Source organism: Streptomyces sp. PU-14G, from assembly GCF_041028275.1.
In the GTDB taxonomy this organism is placed as follows: Bacteria; Actinomycetota; Actinomycetes; order Streptomycetales; family Streptomycetaceae; genus Streptomyces.
Genome location: NZ_JASKYT010000636.1, coordinates 1 through 2754 on the forward strand (window position 1 = coordinate 1; position 2754 = coordinate 2754).

A 2754-nucleotide genomic window follows, 5' to 3' on the forward strand; every position below is an offset into this window, starting at 1 on the left:
GCTCGGGGGAGGGTGCGGCTACCACCTTCGAGGGAAGTAGGCGGCGGATCGTGGGGTGCGGAGGCGCGCGGCACGTAGGTTAGGTACGCCTAACCAAGCGTGGCTGTCGGTGAGTTCGGCGACCACGGTGCACCGAACGAAAGAGCCCTATGTCTGCCTTCACCGTCGATGGCCTGCACGATGTCGCTCCCGGCGCCGAGGAGGTGGGCGGCGACGCGGTCTCCGGTCTGCTGGCGGGTGGTGCCGCGGGGCCCGCCACGCTCCGCCCGTTGCTGGACACGGTGCTGGCCGCGTTGGAGCGGGGCGCCGTGGAGCGCGGGGGGCCGCTGCCGGCGGGTGGCCCGCDCCAACGCGGCCAGCACGGCCGCGTTGGAGCGGGGCGCCGTGGAGCGCGGGGGGCMGCYSCCSKCGGGTGGCCCGCAGGGGGTGGCCGGGCGTGTGCGGGCGGCCACCGGTGCGGTGCTGCCCGAGGTGGGTTCGGGTGCGGGTGCGGCGTTGGACGCGCTGGTGGGTGCGGTGGCGGCGGGGGCGGCCGATCCGGCGGAGCCGTTGTGTGCGGCGCATCTGCACTGTCCGCCGTTGGCGGTGGCGGCGGCAGCCGATGTGGCGGCCAGTGCGCTGAATCCGTCGATGGATTCGTGGGATCAGGCCCCGGCTGCCTCGACGGTGGAGACGCTGGTGTGCCGGGCCCTGGCGCGGCTGGTGTTTCCTGGCGCGGGCGGCACGGACGCGGGTGCCGTTTCGGCCCCCGGCGCGGTTTCCGGTGCGGACGCGAGCGCGGGCGCGGACGTGGGCGCGGGTCCGGACGCGTTGGTGACGACCGGCGGTACGGAGGCGAATCAGCTGGGGTTGCTGCTGGCTCGCGAGGCGGCTCGGGCCGCCGGTGGTGCGCTGCGGGTGGTGTGCGGGGCGAACGCGCATCACAGTGTGCACCGTTCGGCGTGGCTGCTGGGTCTGGCGCCGCCGTTGGTGGTGCCGACGCCGCGTGGGCTGATGGAGCCCGCTGCGCTCGACGTGGCTCTCGACGGGCTGGCGGGGGCGCCCGCGCTGGTCGTCGCGACGGCGGGGACGACGGACACCGGTGGTCTCGATCCGCTGGCCGAGCTCGTCGGGGTGGCGCGGGCTCGCGGGGCGCGGGTGCACGTGGACGCGGCGTACGGGGGGCCGTTGCTGTTCAGTGAGCGGCTGCGGGGCCGGCTGGCCGGGTTGCGGTCGGCGGACAGTGTCACGTTCGATCTGCACAAGTTGGGCTGGCAGCCGGTGGCGGCGGGGTTCCTGGCCGTTCCTGACGGGGCGGCGCTGCGTCCGCTGGAGCACTGTGCCGACTACCTGAACGCGGATGACGACACGGAGGCGGGGCTGCCGGATCTGCTGGGGCGTTCGCTGCGTACGACGCGCCGTCCCGACGTGCTGAAGGTGGCGGTGACGCTGCGGGCTCTGGGGCGTTCGGGGATGGCGCGGCTGGTGGAGCGTACGTGTGCGGCGGCAGTGGAGCTGGCGGATCGGGTGGCGCGTACGGAGGGGCTGGAGCTGTATGCGCGCCCGTCGGTCTCCACGGTGGTCTTCCGTCCTGTGGGTGGGGACGACGCGCTGGTCGCCCGGGTGCGCAGGCGGTTGTTGGAGCGGGGGCAGGCGGTGCTGGGGCGTGCGTCGCTGGGTGGCCGGCTGTGGTGGAAGGTGACGCTGCTGAACCCGCAGGTGCGGCCGAGTGATCTGGCGGCGTTGCTGAAGCTGGTGGAGGAGGCCATGGCGGAGGGGTCGGACGCGTGAGGGGTGTGGAGGAGGCGGCGCGGGTGGCTGCCGCCGTGGAACCGGAGCCGCTGGATGTGGCGGGGGTGGGTGTCGGCCCGTTCAATCTCTCGCTGGCGGCGCTGGGTCATGGGGTGCCGGGGTTGCGGGCGGCTTTCTACGAGCAGCGGTCGTCCTTCCGCTGGCATCCGGGGCTGCTGATCGAGGGGGCGACGCTGCAGGTGCCGTTCCTGGCCGACCTGGTGACGTTGGCGGATCCGGCGAGCGAGTGGTCGTTTCTGCGGTTTCTGCGGGAGCGGGAGCGGTTGTTCCCGTTCTATTTCGCGGAGCGGTTCCACATCGAGCGGGCCGAGTACGACGCGTACTGCCGGTGGGTGAGCGAGAACGTTCCGGGGCTGTATTTCGGGCATCAGGTGGACGCGGTGCGCTGGGATGCGGGGCGGGGGCTGTTCGAGGTCGATTTCACGCAGGTGGACGCCGGCGGTGAAGTGGCGGCGCTGGGCAGGTCGTTCGCGCGGAATCTGGTGCTGGGCATCGGTACGGCTCCGTATGTGCCGGAGGGGTTGCGGCCGTTGGCCGAGGATGCCGGGGTGCCGGTGTACCACTCGGCGGAGTATCTGGCGCGCCGGGAGGAGTTGGTCGCGGCGGGGCATGTGACGGTGGTGGGTTCGGGCCAGTCGGGTGCCGAGGTGTTCTTGGATCTGCTGCGGCGGCGTCCGGTGGGGCGTGAGGGTTTGCACTGGGTGACGCGCAGTGCGGGTTTCGCGCCGATGGAGTACAGCAAGCTGGGTCTGGAGCATTTCACCCCGGATTACACGCGCTATTTCCACGGTTTGTCGGAGCGGGTGCGGGAGGGGCTGTTGCCGCGGCAGTGGCAGTTGCACAAGGCGGTGGATGTGGAGACGTTGGCGGCGGTGCACGACGAGCTCTACCGCCGGGCGCTGGCGCTGGACGGCGGCTGGCCTGACGCGGTGCTCACTCCGGGGGTGCGGGTGGGTGCGGCGG

General features: G+C 72.8%; 1 protein-coding gene and 1 pseudogene. Both read left to right on the forward strand.

The features are described from left to right. The first annotated feature begins 149 nt into the window (after positions 1-149). Positions 150-1770, forward strand: a pseudogene (locus AB8Z75_RS34270) (aspartate aminotransferase family protein). Between the two features lie 23 nt (positions 1771-1793). Further along, on the forward strand, positions 1794-2754 hold a 961-nt coding region (locus tag AB8Z75_RS34275), incomplete at its 3' end, for a lysine N(6)-hydroxylase/L-ornithine N(5)-oxygenase family protein (protein WP_369208948.1).